Origin of the sequence: Thauera sp. SDU_THAU2, from assembly GCF_038260575.1 — a bacterium.
Classification (GTDB): domain Bacteria; phylum Pseudomonadota; class Gammaproteobacteria; order Burkholderiales; family Rhodocyclaceae; genus Thauera.
In genome coordinates this window covers 549758-563555 of sequence record NZ_JBBWUN010000003.1, presented here as the reverse complement: position 1 = coordinate 563555, position 13798 = coordinate 549758, and the positions used below count along the sequence as shown (strand labels likewise).

The window sequence follows — 13798 nt, the reverse complement described above, 5'->3', positions numbered from 1 at the left end:
TCCCTCGCAAGCTCCCCGGTCGGGGAGCCGGGCCGCCGGCCACGCCTCCCCGACCCTTCTTCTCTCCCAAGGATGACGGATCCATGAAGCTGATCGTTTCCCTGCTGCTGGCGGCCGCCGTGTCCGCCCCCGCTTTCGCCGCGCTCGACGGCGCCAAGCTCTACGCCGAAAAGACCTGCAACGCCTGTCACGGCGCCGACGCCAGGAAGCCGCTGCTGCCCACGTACCCGATGCTCGCCGGCCAGAACGCCGCCTATGCCGAGCAGCAGATGAAGGACATCAAGAGCGGCACCCGCGCCAACGGCCAGTCGGCGGCGATGAAGGGTGTGATGCACCTGGTGAATGACGAAGAGATCAAGGCCATCGCCGCCTGGCTGGAAAGCCTGAAATGAGCCAGCCATCCACCGCCCCCGGTGGCCACGCATGCGGCAACCATGGCCTCCCCGAACCCTCCGCACCGCACCGATAGAGGACCCGAACCATGAAGATCACTGTTCTGCTCACCGCCCTGCTCTCCGCCAGCCTCGCCTTCGCCGGCCCCCCGGCGCCGAAGGCGACCGGCATCGAGGGCGCAGGCTACGTCTGGAACGCCCAGGAAGGCGAGAAGATCGAGGCGCTGCAGCTCGAGGGCGACGTCACCCGCGGCGAAGAGGCTTATGAAGTCTGCGGCGCCTGTCACCTGCCGTCCGGCGCCGGACGGCCCGACGGCACCTTCCCGCAGCTCGCCGGCCAGCACACCACCGTGCTGATCAAGCAGATGGCCGACATCCGCGCCGGCCTGCGCGACAACCCGACCATGTATCCGTTCGCCGCGACCCTGATCGACCCGCAGGAGCTTGCCGACGTCTCCGCCTACATCGAGAGCCTGTGCATCCCGACCGACCACGGCAAGTACGAGGGCGCCGACGCCGCGATCCAGGTCGCCAAGGGCAAGGATCTGTACGAGAAGCAGTGCCGGGAATGCCACGGCGCCAACGGCGAGGGCGACAAGGCCAAGTTCTACCCGGTGATCGCCGGCCAGCACTACAAGTACCTGCTGCGCCAGATGACCGAGATCCGCGACGGCCACCGCCGCAACGCCAACCCCGACATGGTCAAGGTGATCAAGCCCTATACCGACGACCAGTTGGTGGCGATCTCGGCCTACCAGGCGAGCCTGAAGATGCCCGGCTCGATGTGCAGCGCACGGAAGTAGTCCCTTGGCCTGCCCTTTCGCACCGGGGCGCACGTGCCATGCACGCCCCGGTGCCGCCAACCCCTCGCGACCGGAGTTCGAAATGTCTGCAAGCCAAAAAGGAACGGCCTGATCGCCGGCCTCACGCTGGTGGCGCTGGTGGCGATGGTCGCCGCCTACTTCGCGCCCATCTGGTGGGTCTCGCTGACGGCCCCGAACTATCCTGAAGACGCCTTCCCGGACGGCATCCGCATCCACTTCCACTTCGACGGCGTCAAGAACGGCTGCTCCACGCCGCCCAAGACTTCGCGCCTCGCCGAAGAGACCATGGCCGAGGACATGGGCGAAGGCACCGGCCGCTACAACCCGATTCTGGCCGAGCAGACCACCTTGAGCGGCAAGGCGACCGCGCTCGACTGCGTTCACGAGATGAACACGATCAACCACTACGTCGGCATGTACCCGATCGCCACCGGCGGTCCGGTCGAGACCAAGCTGTCCAAGTTCTTCATCGCCTTCTTCGCCGTGATGCTGCTCAGCTTCGCCGTGCGCGACCGCAGGCTCCGCCTGGGCATCATGGGCGTGGGTTTCGGTGCACTGGCCGCCTGGATGCTGATCGACCAGTTCGCGATGGGCAGGCTCGCCGCCCACGTGCAGCACTACATGGACGAGTCCGCGACTTTCTTCAACGACCCCGAACGCATCGCCGCCTGGGGTGGGAACGTGGAGCTGATCTCGAAGATCGCGATCTTCGGCATGATCGCCGCCATGCTCGTGGTGATCCTCGGCGTGCTCAGATTCCGCTCCTTCGAGCTGCTGCTCGCGCTGGTCCCCGGCCTGCTGCCGCTCTTCTACCTGATCGAATATTCCGCCTGGCTGTGGTTCTTCGGCCACAACCTGCATCCGTGGGGCGCTTTCACGGTGAAGCCCTTCATGCCCACCGTGTTCGGCGAAGGCAAGGTGGCACAGTTTTCCACCTTCTCGTACCCGCACTGGGGCTACGGCTTGCTGATGCTGGTGTTCGTCTGCCTGATGCTCGCCATGCTCCTGCGCCGCAAACAATTGCGTGAAGAACAGGCCCTGGCCAGCGCCCGGCAAGGATGAAGCCCCGTGCGCGCCCTTCACCGCCTGACCGTACTGGCCGCAGCCGCGGTCCTGGCCCTGCCCGCGGCCCAGGCCCGGGCATCCGACGACGAAGACCCGGTCCGCGGCCCGGGCGCCGGCGCCGACTTCTCGACCGCGCCGCGCGTCGATGTCCATAAGCCGGCCGAACTGATCCCGCTCTACATGCGACACAAGCGCATCCACGGCCTGCAGCCTTTTCAGGAGCTAGTGGACAAGGCGCCCGCGGGCAGCGTGCTCCGGGTTCCGGCAGGGCACTACGCCGGCCCGGTGCAGCTCCGCAAGCGCCTGACGATCGAGGGCGAAGGCGAGGTCGTCATCGACGGCGGCGACAAGGGCACGGTGTTCGTGCTCGAAACCAACGAGGCCACGCTGCGCAATCTCACGATCACCGGCTCGGGCGACTCGCACGACGCCGACGACACCTGCCTGAACATCCGCGGCCACGGCAATCTGGTCGAGAAGCTGAACATCGCCGACTGCCTGTTCGGCATCGACCTCAAGCAGGCCGACCACAACGTCATCCGCGACAACAGGGTGCGCTCGAAGGACGCCGAACTCGGCGTGCGCGGCGACGGCATCCGCCTGTGGTACAGCCACGACAACCTGATCGAGAACAACCTCGTCACCGACACCCGCGACATGGTGGCCTGGTACTCGCACCGCAACATCTACCGCGGCAACGAAGGCCGGCGCAGCCGCTACTCGATCCATTTCATGTTCGCCAACCACAACGTCGTCGAAGGCAACCGCTTCCACGACAACGCGGTGGGCATCTACTTCATGTACATGGAAGGCGGCGTGGCGAGAAACAACATCATCTCGCACGCCACCGGCGCCACCGGCATGGGCCTCGGTTTCAAGGAGTCCTCGGACATCCTGATCGAGGACAACGAGATCGTCTATTGCGCCGTGGGCGTGGGCTCCGATCTGTCGCCCTTCCAGCCCGACACCACGATCCGCTTCGTCGGCAACCGCTTCGCCTTCAACGGCATCGCCATCCAGCTCACCAGCGAGCTGGGCGGCAACGAGATGCTCGGCAACAGCTTCGAAGGCAACCTCACCGACGTCTTCCAGGCCGGCCGGGGACGCGGCGAAGGCACGAAGAACAGGTGGCAAGGCAACTACTTCGACACCTATCAAGGCTTCGACCGCGACGGCGACGGCCGCGGCGACACCCCGCACGAGGAATACGCCTACGCCGACCGGATCTGGATGGAGATTCCGAACGCACGCTTCTTCAAGACATCGCCCGTCCTCGAGCTGCTCGACTTCCTCGAGCGCCTCGCCCCCTTCTCGGCCCCCGAGCTGCAGGCACGGGACGAGCAACCGCTCTACACGAGGCCCGCACGGCGCATCGGAGGAGACGCATCATGAGCGACGACACCAAGGCTCCGGCTGCCGCTGCCGCCAAGGGCGGCGCGCCGGTTTCGCGCGAGCGCAAGCGCCAGGGCCGGCGCAAGGCCCTGCGCACGATCCTGCTCACCGGCGGCGTGCTCGGCGCCGGCCTGTCCGGCTACCTGCCGCTGCTCCATGCCCGCAGCAAGCGCCTGCGCCCACCCGGCGCGCTCGACGAAAAGGAGTTCCTGCAGTCCTGCATCAAGTGCGGCCAGTGCGTGCAGGTGTGTCCGGTCAACGCGATCAGGCTCGCCGACCTGATCGACGGCTTCGGCGTCGGCACCCCCTATATCGATGCCCGCGAGCAGGCCTGCGACTTCTCCTGCGACGCGGTGCAATGCATCCTCGCCTGTCCGACCGGCTCGCTGACCTACCACAAGCCGGATTTCCTGCCGGTGCGCGAGGGCGCGGCGCTGCCGCAGAAGCCGACCCTGATCGCCAAGATGAACGACCCCGAGCCCACGCTCAACATGACCGAGCGCATGGGCGTGGCGCGCCTGGTCCGCCCGGATTCCTGTCTGGCGATGAAGGGCGAAGGTTTCAAGGGCCAGGCCCGCGGCCCCGGCTTCAAGGGCAGGATGCGCTACGCCGAGGTCGATCGCTGGAAGCCGATCGGAATCGCGGAGCATCCCTACGACCTTGCGCTGTGCGACCTGTGCATGCGCGAATGCCCGATCGCCGGTGCGATCTCGCTGGAGAAATTCACCGGCCCCGACGGCAGGACGCGCGCGCGCCCGATCGTGCACGAGAACTGTGTCGGCTGCGGCGTGTGCGAGATGATCTGCCCGACCGAGCCCGCCTCCATCACCATCGTTCCGCGTGAGGTGTGGACATCATGAGCAAGCTGCTGACCCGCCGCTACCTCGACCAAATCAAGGCGATGTTCGGCAAGGAACCCGAAAAGCCCAGGGAGATCTCGCCGGCGGCGCAAAGATCCACTTCTACAAGAAGAACAACCGCGACGAGATCGGCCAGCTCAAGCATCGCCGGGCACACGAAAAACCCAGCCACAAGTGGCGCAACCGGCGCTGGGCGGCGCTGATCTTCGCCAACCTGCTGTTCGTGCTCTCCTACCAGCTCGACATCCAGGTGCTCGAAGGCGCATTGACCGCGTCGCGCTTCGTCGGCTTCCACATGGCCGACCTCAATTCGGCGCTGCAGGTGATGCTCGCCCACAAGCACATCATCACCAACCTGCTGATCGGCACCGCCACGGTGCTGCTGCTGTGGGGGCTGCTCGGCGGCCGGACCTTCTGCTCCTGGGTCTGCCCCTATCACCTCGTGGCCGAGTGGGCGGAGAAGATCCACCTTTATCTGGCGAAGAAGAAGCTCGTCACCGACCAGCCGATCGATCGCCGCCTGCGCACGGTGTTCTGGATCGTGTTCGCGGCGCTCGCCGTCGTCACCGGCTACACCGTGTTCGAGGCCATCTCGCCCACCGGCATCCTGTCGCGTGCGCTGATCTACGGTGTCGGGCTGTCGCTGCTGTGGGTGCTGGCCCTGCTCGTGTTCGAAGTCTTCTTCTCGCGCCGTGCCTGGTGCCGCTACGCCTGCCCGATCGGACTCACCTACGGCGTCGTCGGCATCGTTTCGCCGGTCCGCATCGTATACAGCCTCGAGAACTGTTTCCACGAGGGCGACTGCCGCAAGGTCTGCCTGGTGCCCCACGTGCTCGACACCGTCATCAAGGGCCGCGCGGTCGAACCGGAAGTGCCGCTCGGCCCCGACTGCACCCGCTGCGGCCTGTGTGTGGACGCGTGTCCGACCGGTTCGCTGCGCTTCGACATCAAGGGTCTGTCCAGGCTGCTTTGAGCCAGGCCCCGACACATGACGGGAGACGACACATGATCCGACTGGAGAACGTCCGCAAGACCTTTCGCGGCACGCGGGTACTCGACGGCCTTTCGTTCGAGCTCGCCCTCGGCGAACGCATCGCGCTGATCGGCTCGAACGGCGCCGGCAAGACGACGCTGATCCGCTGCCTGCTCGGCGAGTATGTCCATGACGGCGAAGTCCGCATCGGCGGCGCCGACCCGCGGCGCGATCGTGCCGCGGTGCTCGCCGGCATCGGCTTCGTGCCGCAGCTGCCGCCGCCGCTGAGAATGCCGGCCGGCCAGTTGATCGACTTTGCCGCCGGCCTGTGCGGTAAGGCACCGGCGCGCATCGACGACATCGCGCGCCAACTGGGGCTCGACGTCGATGCCATCCGCTCGCGCCAGTTCGTCCGCCTGTCGGGCGGCATGAAACAGAAGCTGCTGATCGCGATCGCGCTCGGCCGCGACGCGAAACTGTTGATCATGGACGAACCGGCCGCCAACCTCGACCCCGAGGCGCGCAAGATCTTCTTCGACCTGCTCGCCGAACGTGCCCAGGCGGCGACGATGATCATCTCCAGCCATCGGCTCGACGAGGTTTCCGCGCTGGTGAACAGGGTGATCGAGATGGACACCGGGCGCATCGTGCTCGACGACAAGGTCGCCGAGCCCGGTGCCTTGTCCAGCCGGCTCGACTGCCGCATCAGGCTCAAGCATCCCGATCCCGCGATCGCCAAGGCCCTGGCAGGCTGGAAATTCGCCTTCGACGCCGGCGAGGCCGCCTGGAGCGGCGAGATCGCCGGTGCCGACCGCCTGCGCTTCCTCGGTGTCGTCTCCCGCTATACCGGGCTGGTCAGCAGCCTGGACATGACCGAAAGGACCCATTGACCATGTGCAACCCGCATCGACGTCGACTCATCGCGCGCCTGGCGACAGGCGGACTCCTGCTCACGCCGCTCGCCGCCGCGCTGTCGGGCTGCGGCACCGGCGACAAGTGGCCCGAGGGCATGCAAGCCATCGTCTGGGACCGCGACACCTGCTCGCGCTGCAACATGACGATCTCCGACCGCCGCTTCGCCGCGCAGCTGCGCGGCGGCCCCAAGAACATGGCGTTCAAGTTCGACGACATCGGCTGCCTGATCTTCTGGCTGGAGGAAAAGCGCGAGCAATTCCCCTGGATGGCGGATGAAGCCACCCGCATGTGGGTGGCCGACTTCGACAGCAGGAGCCGCGAGCAGATGATCTGGCACGACCCGCGCAAGGTGCGCTACGTCGCCCGCAGTTCGCCGATGGGCTACAACAGCGCCGCGATCGGGACGGCCGCCGAGGCCGAAAGCATGGGCTACGACGAGGTACGCAGGCAGATACTGGCAAGGGGAAGGTGAGGCTCATGAAACAGTTCTGGCTCACCGCCCGTCTGGACATCGTCGAGTCGCTCCGTGCGCGCTGGTTCCAGATCTACCTCGCTGGTGTTCGGCGGCATCGTCGCCCTGCTCTTCCTCTTCGGCCTCACCGAATCGCGCGTGCTCGGCTTCATCGGCCTGTCGCGCCTGCTCGTCACCTACATTCAACTGACGATGGCGATCCTGCCGATCTTCGTGCTGATCACCACCGTCCGCTCGGTCGCCGGCGACCGCGAGGCGGGCGTGTTCGAGTACCTGCTGTCGCTGCCGGTATCGCTGTGGGCCTGGTTCTGGGGCAAGTTCGCCGGCCGCTACATCGTGATCTTCCTGCCGGTGTTCGGTGCCATGCTGCTCGCCGTGGCCTGGGCCGCGGTACAGGACATCGAGGTGCCCTGGGACATGTTCGCCTACTACACGGCGCTGATCTCGGCCATGGCGCTGTGCTTCCTCGGCTTCGGCATGCTGATTTCCTCGATCGCGCGCAGCACCGACGTCGCCCAGGGTGCGGCCTTCCTGACATGGCTGGGCTTCCTGCTCTTCCTCGACCTGATCCTGCTCGGCGTGATGATCCAGGAACGCATCTCCCCGGAGCTCGCGGTCACGATCGCACTCGCCAACCCGCTGCAGGCCTTCCGCACCGCCGCGCTGTCGATGTTCGACCCGCAGTTGATCGTGCTCGGCCCTTCCGCCTACGTGATCCTCGACATCTTCGGCGCCGACGGCTACAAGCTGTTCGCGGTCGCCTACCCGGCCGCACTCGGGGTGGCGAGCGCCGCGCTCGGCTTCCTGATCTTCCGCCGCGGCGACCTGCCCTGATCTCACCCCATGAACGACGACGAATCCCTCCGTGCGCCCCTGCGCGATCCATTCAGGAACGCATTCACGCGCTATCTCGCGGCGACGCGGCCTGCCTTCCTGACCGTGACCTTCGCCGGCTCGCTGATCGGCCTGGGCACGGCAGCGGCCGACGGGCTCGCCATCGATTTCGCCAGGGCGCTGGTCACCCTGCTGTTCGCCCTCGTCGCCCATGCGGGCGCAAACGTCATCAACGATTATTTCGATGCGCTCAATGGCAGCGATGCCCTCAACACCGAGCTGCTCCACCCCTATACCGGCGGCAGCCGCTTCATCCAGAACGGCTACCTGAGCCTGGCCGAGATGCGCCGCTTCGGCTACCTGCTGCTGGCGGCGGTGGTTCCCGGCGGCCTGTGGCTGACGATCGGGTCGGGCCCCGGCCTGGTCGTGATCGGCCTGACGGGCCTGCTCGTGGCCTGGGCCTATTCCGCGCCCCCCTTCAAGCTGATGTCGCGCGGCATGGGCGAAGCCGCGATCACCGCGGGCTGGCTGCTGGTGGCGCTCGGCACCGACTACGTGCAGCGCGGCGAGCTGGCGGCGCTGCCGCTGGTGGCCGGGCTGCCGTTCGCCCTGCTGGTGGCGGCCATCCTGTACATCAACCAGTTTCCGGACCGCCGGGCGGACGAAGCGGCCGGCAAGCGCACCCTGGTCGTGCGCCTCGGGCCGCAGGCCGCCAGCCGCGGCTATGCAATGCTGGTTGCCCTCGCCTACCTGTGGCTGCTCGGCGCGCTGATCGCCGGTGCCTTGCCGGCCAGCGCCACCGTGGCCCTGCTGCCGGTCGTCCTGTCGGTCCGCGCCGCGCGCAGCCTGATGGCCGACGCCGGACATCCGTCCCGCCTGGTGCCGCCGATCCGCGACACCATCGCCGCGGCCAACCTGTCCGGCGTGCTGCTGGCTGCAGGCCTGGCGGTGTCGCGGCTGTTCGCATGAAGCATGCTCCACGCCGCCGGCCTGGCCCCGTGCTTCCGCGCGCCGTGCCCGCATGCGCTCAGCACTGCACTTTCCGTGGCGCCAGACCGAGGACGCTGCCGACTCCCTGCAGCAGGGTCTGGACCGCGGCGTCGAGATCGGCCCTGCGCACCACGCCCAGCTTGCTGCCGACCGGCGACCCGTCGCGGCCGATATACACCGTGAAAGGCAGTCCGGCCTTGTCGTTGCCCAGCGTCTTCATCAGCGCGATGCCGTCCCTGGCCGCAAGCACGACCGGATAGCTCATGTCATAGGCCCTGGCGAAATCGCGCACGCGCCCGGCATCGTCCTCCAGCGCCACGCCGATGACTTCGATGCCATCCGCGGCCTGTTCCCCTTGCAGCCGAACCAGTTCGGGGATCTCCTCGCGGCAGGGACCGCACCAGCGCGCCCAGAAGTTGACGACGAGCGGACGGCCGCGAAACTGCTCCATCGGTACCGCCCGTCCATCGACCCCCACCAGGGTGGACGCGAAGAAGGCCTTCGTCTCGATCCCCTCCGCAGCCTGGGCACAGGCGGTGAAGCCCAGGCACAGGACGGCGACAATTTTCTTCATCATGATCATGCTCCATCGAATCGATTGCGCGCTCGCTCAGCGCTCCCACGCACAGCCCTGCAGGGTGTCGCCCTCTTCCAGCACCAGCGTCGCCTGCCAGCCCGTCAGCGCGCTGCCGTCAGCGAGTCGACACAGGCCCTGTGCAAGATTCAGGCTCGCACCCGGCGCTGCGATGCGGTACCGCTCACCCTCGTGCTCGATCGCCCCATACTCGAACTGCAATACCGGCTTGCCGATACGCTCGACACGAAGCCTGCCGGCACCGGCAACGGCTTCCCAATCGGATTGCAACCCCACTGCACGCCAGCCAGCCTCATCGCCGATTTCGCTCAGGCAGCGGGCCGCCGTATGGACGAAGTTGATCCCCGAAACCTGCAATGATCCGCCCCGCTCGACGGCGAGCAGCTCGACGTACAGGCTGCGCCCCGGTGCCAGGCCGAACGCCTTCAGGGCGGCGAGCACTTTCCCGCCATCGGAGACGTCCTCCACGTTCAGGTAGCTGCGATGCCGGCAAGGCGCCAGAAAGCGGCGCCCTTCATGTTCGAGCATCAGGCCTCTGGCGATCTTCGCTTCCGCCGATGCCGGCGGCAGGTCCGCCGCGCCCTGCTGCGCCAATACGCGGAACGCTGCCAGCACGGCAAGGAGAAAAACCAGTCGGGAATGCTTCATGAGAAGACCTTTCTGCTGCGGCCATGTCGGCCTGGCTCCGGCCGGAAAGATTTCAGGCCGGCGGCTTGATGCCGCGGTGGATGCAGGCAATGCCGAAACTCAGATTGCGCCAGCCGACGGCGGCAAGCCCGGCAGCTTCCAGCATCGCGGCAAAGCCTTGCTGATCGGGGAAGTTCCGGATCGATTCGACCAGGTACCGGTAGGCCGCCGGATTTCCTGCCACCCAGGCGCCGAGACGCGGGATGACATGGAAGGAATACGGCTCGTAGAAAGGCCGGAGCCATTTCAGCGGACGGGAAAACTCCAGGCAGGCAAAGACGCCGCCCGGCTTGAGCACACGCACCGTTTCGGCCAGAGCGGCCTCCAGGCAGGTCGCGTTGCGCAATCCGAAGGCAACCGCGAGCCCGTCGGCCGAAGCGTCCGGCAGCGGCAGTTGCTCGGCTTCGCCGGCAAGCCAGCGGATCGGCATCGCCTCATGCTTCCTGCGTCCTTCATTCATCATCGGCATCGACGGATCGATCACCAGCACTTGCCGCCCCGCACCGCGCATCAGCAGGGCTGCCACATCGCCGGTGCCGCCCGCCAGATCCACGAACAGGCCACGCCCGGGCAGATCCGCCGCCAGGCGGCGCTTCCACAGGCGATGGATGCCGAAACTCATCAGGTCGTTCATCAGGTCGTAACGCGCCGCGACATCGTCGAACACCCGGCGAATCCTTTTCTTGCGCTCGTCCGCCGTCACCGGCTGCCGGCCGAAAGTCGAATCCATCGCCTTGCCGCTATCGCCATTCATCAACACATTCGAACCCTGTCCGAGGGAATCCGGTATTTCCAGCCTCCGCGGCATCGCAGGGCTGCCCAGCAGCCGAGCAGCAAATGCCGTGCCATTTTTCCTCGGGTGCCAGAAGAGGCGCCTGTCTCAAGCCGCGCAAGCCTTTCCAGCCTTATCGAGGGTCTCGGCCACCTTCCGGGTGGCTGCCATCGACCGCCATGGATGGCAGTCCATATGCGATGGCAGTCCATGACTCGAATGGAAAAGCGATGGAACGGCACCCCGGCAAAGGCGGCAGACAATTCCGGATTGATTCCGCGGGCCATTCTCCTCGGCTCGCATCCTGAATGCCGAATACCGGTCTCGCACCGCGGCAAATCGAAAAGCCTGCAATACGGCATGGAGCCCACTCGATGAATCAGGCGGAGCCTCTGTCCTTATGGCAGAATCGAACTCTCCGTTCCGTCATGGCGGCATCCCAATGAGCCCCGCGTCGCGCCCTCTGCCCGAATTGATTTCGTTCATGGAGACTTTGCTGGAACCGCATATCCTGTGCGGCCGGGATTACCGGATCATCGCCGCGAATGCGGCATATCGCCGCGCGTATCCCGACAGGCAGAGCGTGGTCGGACGAACCTGCTACGACGTATCCCACCATTACAGTGTTCCATGCGATCGCGCGGGAGAGTCCTGTCCGCTGGCAAAGAGCCTGCAGTCGGGGCAGCGCGAAAAGATGCTCCACCTGCACCACACGCCGCGCGGGGAAGAATACGTCACCATCGAACTTTCTCCGATCCGGGATGCGGAGGGCGAGATTGCCTGGTTCATCGAGAAGATGGAGCCGATGCAGGTCGCGCGGGGCGCGACGGGCCATCAGGGACTGATCGGGCGCGCACCGGCATTCCAGCGCATGCTCGAAATGGTGATGAGAGTGGCGCCGTCCGAGGCCAGCGTGCTGCTGCAGGGCGAGTCGGGTACCGGCAAGGAACTCGTCGCCAGTGCAGTACATGCGGCCAGCAGCCGGGCGGAGGCGCCTTTCGTCGTGGTGGATTGCTCCGGCCTGCCGGAAACCCTGTTCGAGAGCGAAGTCTTCGGCCACGAGCGCGGCGCCTTCACCGGCGCGGTCGCGCGCAAGCAGGGGCTGGTGGAGGCGGCCAGCGGCGGCACGCTGTTCCTCGATGAGATCGGCGACATTCCGCTGAGCATGCAGGTCAAGCTCTTGCGCCTGCTCGAAACCGGCACTTACCGCAGGGTCGGCTCGACGGAACTGCGCCATGCCGACGTGCGCCTCGTCTCGGCCACGCATCGTCCGCTGCGACAGATGATCCGCGACGGTGGCTTCCGCCAGGATCTGTACTTCCGCATCAATGCCTTTCCGATCGTCGTGCCGCCGCTGCGCGAGCGGCGCGAGGATCTGCCGCTGCTGGTGGCTTCGCTGCTCGAGCGGGTGGCGCCACACCGCCGGCTGAGCCTGTCGCCGGCGGCCTTGCGGGCCTTGTCCGCCTATCCCTTCCCCGGCAATGTGCGCGAACTGCGCAACGTGCTGGAACGTGCCAGCCTGATGTGCGACGGAGAACTGATCGACCTCGAACATCTTGCCGAAGAGGTCCGCAACCCGGGCGAACCGCCCGAAGCTGCGTACGCGCGCCAGGAAAGCGCGATGGAAACGGCAGCGGGGCTCGATCTCGGCGAAATCCAGCGCCAGGCGCTGATTCAGGCGGTACGCGGCCACCGTGGCAGCCGTCGGGATCTGGCACGCAAGCTGGGTTTGAGCGAGCGCACGCTTTATCGCCGGCTGCGAGCGCTCGGCCTGGACCACGCTGCAAACTGAGACCGGCCCCGTCGACCACCAGCGTCGACAACGCCGGCGGAACCCGGCTGCTCATGGCATGGGATCGCGGCCGGCGGAGTTCATCGCTCTCCGCGCGGCCATGTCGGTAATGAAGGCTTCCCGGCCGTGCCGCAGCACGGACGCGAAGCGCATCCTCAATTCGTCCAGCGTTGCGACCCGGCGCGCCTTGATCGGATGGGCGGGAAATACCAGGGTTTCTTCCGGCAGGACGAAAACACGCCGAATCAGGGTATCGAACAGCCTCCCCGGATCTGCCTCGCTGTCATGGGCGGCACAGCCGTCCAGATCGAAGACATCGCCGCAAAAGAGGCGGTCGCGCCAAAGGTAGCTCAGGCTGCCGGGCGTGCGTCCGGGCGTGCCGATCACACCGATCGTCTCTGTGCCGAACGAAAGCGTCGCCCCGTGCGCGACGCGGCGCAAGCGCGCCGCCGGCATGCCGGCCGTGTCGACCTCATCGCCCGAAAGCAGGCTGGCGCGGGTGCGGCCGCACAATTCTTCGCATGCATCGGCATCGGCCACATGGGCATGGGTGCGAAGGACGTGTTTCAGCTCGACGCCACGCTCTTCGGTCAGGGCGAGAATCAATTCGGTCTGCCCACGCGGCGGATCGATGACCACCGCAGCCCTGTCGATCAGGTCTGCCAGCAGATAGCCGATCAATCCCGTTTGCAGCCCCTCGATCGGCCTGAACTGCAGCGGATTAACCTTGGCATGCATCGAAACGGCCTCCCTGCTCCTGGTCCCGCAACGACGGTCCATGGCATCTGCCCGGCCTGGCGCAACTGCGGGATAGGCATGAACAGGCGGGTTCAAGCGCGCTTGCGGACGAAAACTTTCGGCGGCTTGACGATGCCCTGGATGTAGTCATGCACGGCCTGCAGGGGATTCTCCTCAGCGCTGCAGACGACCTCGATACCGCGTTGTGCCATGTGCGAGACGAAATCGTCCTGCGCGCTGCCGGTGATGATCGCCGTGACGCCATCGATCGGATGGCGACCGCCGTGAAAGGAATGGAAAGCCATTTCCTCGGGCAGATCCAGCGGCTCGATTTCCTGGGGGGCACAGGGGCAACGGATATCGTAGATCAGGAAACGGTGCGCCCTGCCTGCGTGCGCGGTGACGGTGCGCAGGTTCTGGCTGGTGATCGCAACTTTCATCGGGAAGACTCCTCGACCGAGCGCCCGTGCGCTCCTTTCATTCCTTGCCGGCCGGCT

At 66.4% G+C, this 13798-nt stretch carries 16 protein-coding genes; 11 read left to right on the top strand and 5 right to left on the bottom strand.

Going from position 1 to position 13798, the window contains the following annotated elements; genetic code table 11:
- Nucleotides 1–83: 83 nt before the first annotated feature.
- From AAFL97_RS03740 to AAFL97_RS03695, 10 genes are all read left to right on the top strand, one after another.
- On the top strand, nt 84–392 hold the full coding sequence (locus AAFL97_RS03740; protein ID WP_263462255.1) for a c-type cytochrome: 309 nt from the start codon (nt 84–86) through the stop codon (nt 390–392).
- An 89-nt stretch (nt 393–481) separates the two neighbouring features.
- Nucleotides 482–1195: a c-type cytochrome gene (locus AAFL97_RS03735; RefSeq protein ID WP_341643768.1), complete on the top strand. Its 714-nt coding sequence runs from the start codon at nt 482–484 to the stop codon at nt 1193–1195.
- A 144-nt stretch (nt 1196–1339) separates the two neighbouring features.
- Nucleotides 1340–2278 (top strand): hypothetical protein, encoded by a 939-nt coding sequence (locus AAFL97_RS03730; protein ID WP_341643767.1) that lies wholly within the window; start codon nt 1340–1342, stop codon nt 2276–2278.
- Nucleotides 2279–2284: 6 nt separating this feature from the next.
- Nucleotides 2285–3673 (top strand): nitrous oxide reductase family maturation protein NosD, encoded by a 1389-nt coding sequence (gene nosD, locus AAFL97_RS03725; protein ID WP_341643766.1) that lies wholly within the window; start codon nt 2285–2287, stop codon nt 3671–3673.
- Nucleotides 3670–4533 carry a 4Fe-4S dicluster domain-containing protein gene (locus AAFL97_RS03720; protein ID WP_341643765.1) on the top strand — a complete coding sequence of 288 codons (864 nt, stop codon included), beginning with the start codon at nt 3670–3672 and terminating at the stop codon, nt 4531–4533. The genes nosD and AAFL97_RS03720 overlap by 4 nt, the downstream gene beginning before the upstream one ends.
- Complete coding sequence (locus AAFL97_RS03715; protein WP_341643764.1) at nt 4514–5506, top strand: NapH/MauN family ferredoxin-type protein; 993 nt, start codon at nt 4514–4516, stop codon at nt 5504–5506. Before AAFL97_RS03720 ends, AAFL97_RS03715 begins: the two co-directional genes overlap by 20 nt.
- A gap of 32 nt (nt 5507–5538) precedes the next feature.
- Nucleotides 5539–6396, top strand: coding sequence for an ABC transporter ATP-binding protein (locus AAFL97_RS03710; RefSeq protein WP_341643763.1), 858 nt, complete (start codon nt 5539–5541; stop codon nt 6394–6396).
- A 2-nt stretch (nt 6397–6398) separates the two neighbouring features.
- A complete protein-coding gene (locus tag AAFL97_RS03705) occupies nt 6399–6893 on the top strand; it encodes a hypothetical protein (RefSeq protein WP_341643762.1) in 495 nt (164 codons plus the stop codon).
- A 54-nt stretch (nt 6894–6947) separates the two neighbouring features.
- Nucleotides 6948–7727 (top strand): ABC transporter permease, encoded by a 780-nt coding sequence (locus tag AAFL97_RS03700; protein WP_341643761.1) that lies wholly within the window; start codon nt 6948–6950, stop codon nt 7725–7727.
- A 9-nt stretch (nt 7728–7736) separates the two neighbouring features.
- A complete protein-coding gene (locus tag AAFL97_RS03695; protein WP_341643760.1) occupies nt 7737–8696 on the top strand; it encodes a prenyltransferase in 960 nt (319 codons plus the stop codon).
- A gap of 58 nt (nt 8697–8754) precedes the next feature.
- Here AAFL97_RS03695 and AAFL97_RS03690 read toward each other — a convergent pair whose 3' ends face one another.
- From AAFL97_RS03690 to AAFL97_RS03680, 3 genes are read right to left on the bottom strand one after another with little or no spacing between them, the layout of a single operon-like run.
- The gene (locus AAFL97_RS03690; RefSeq protein WP_341643759.1) at nt 8755–9294 is read right to left on the bottom strand and encodes a TlpA family protein disulfide reductase; all 540 of its coding nucleotides are present in this window, start codon (nt 9292–9294) and stop codon (nt 8755–8757) included.
- Nucleotides 9295–9327: 33 nt separating this feature from the next.
- Nucleotides 9328–9960, bottom strand: coding sequence for a hypothetical protein (locus tag AAFL97_RS03685; protein ID WP_341643758.1), 633 nt, complete (start codon nt 9958–9960; stop codon nt 9328–9330).
- A gap of 52 nt (nt 9961–10012) precedes the next feature.
- A complete protein-coding gene (locus AAFL97_RS03680) occupies nt 10013–10633 on the bottom strand; it encodes a ubiquinone/menaquinone biosynthesis methyltransferase (RefSeq protein WP_341647088.1) in 621 nt (206 codons plus the stop codon).
- A gap of 580 nt (nt 10634–11213) precedes the next feature.
- Between AAFL97_RS03680 and AAFL97_RS03675 the strand changes: the two genes are divergently transcribed.
- Entirely contained in the window at nt 11214–12563 is a 1350-nt protein-coding gene (locus AAFL97_RS03675) for a sigma-54 interaction domain-containing protein (protein ID WP_341643757.1), read from the top strand.
- Nucleotides 12564–12614: 51 nt separating this feature from the next.
- Here AAFL97_RS03675 and AAFL97_RS03670 read toward each other — a convergent pair whose 3' ends face one another.
- On the bottom strand, nt 12615–13301 hold the full coding sequence (locus AAFL97_RS03670) for an MBL fold metallo-hydrolase (protein ID WP_341643756.1): 687 nt from the start codon (nt 13299–13301) through the stop codon (nt 12615–12617).
- A gap of 92 nt (nt 13302–13393) precedes the next feature.
- On the bottom strand, nt 13394–13741 hold the full coding sequence (locus AAFL97_RS03665; RefSeq protein ID WP_341643755.1) for a NifB/NifX family molybdenum-iron cluster-binding protein: 348 nt from the start codon (nt 13739–13741) through the stop codon (nt 13394–13396).
- Nucleotides 13742–13798: the final 57 nt, after the last annotated feature.